At 58.9% G+C, this 319-nt stretch carries 1 rRNA gene; it reads right to left on the bottom strand.

Annotated elements, in window-relative coordinates:
- Positions 1 to 319 (bottom strand): 23S ribosomal RNA (locus PUR61_RS28760); the annotation flags it as partial.

Here is a 319-nt window from a genome sequence, read left to right as displayed (position 1 = left end):
GTTCTAAACCCAGCTCGCGTACCGCTTTAATGGGCGAACAGCCCAACCCTTGGGACCTACTCCAGCCCCAGGATGCGACGAGCCGACATCGAGGTGCCAAACCATCCCGTCGATATGGACTCTTGGGGAAGATCAGCCTGGTATCCCCGGGGTACCTTTTATCCGTTGAGCGACGGCGCTTCCACAAGCCACCGCCGGATCACTAGTCCCGACTTTCGTCCCTGCTCGACCCGTCAGTCTCACAGTCAAGCTCCCTTGTGCACGTACACTCAACACCTGATTGCCAACCAGGCTGAGGGAACCTTTGGGCGCCTCCGTT

The sequence above is a fragment of the Streptomyces sp. BE20 genome (genome assembly GCF_036322525.1).
In the GTDB taxonomy this organism is placed as follows: domain Bacteria; phylum Actinomycetota; class Actinomycetes; order Streptomycetales; family Streptomycetaceae; genus Kitasatospora.
This window is presented reverse-complemented; position numbering and strand designations above follow the sequence as displayed.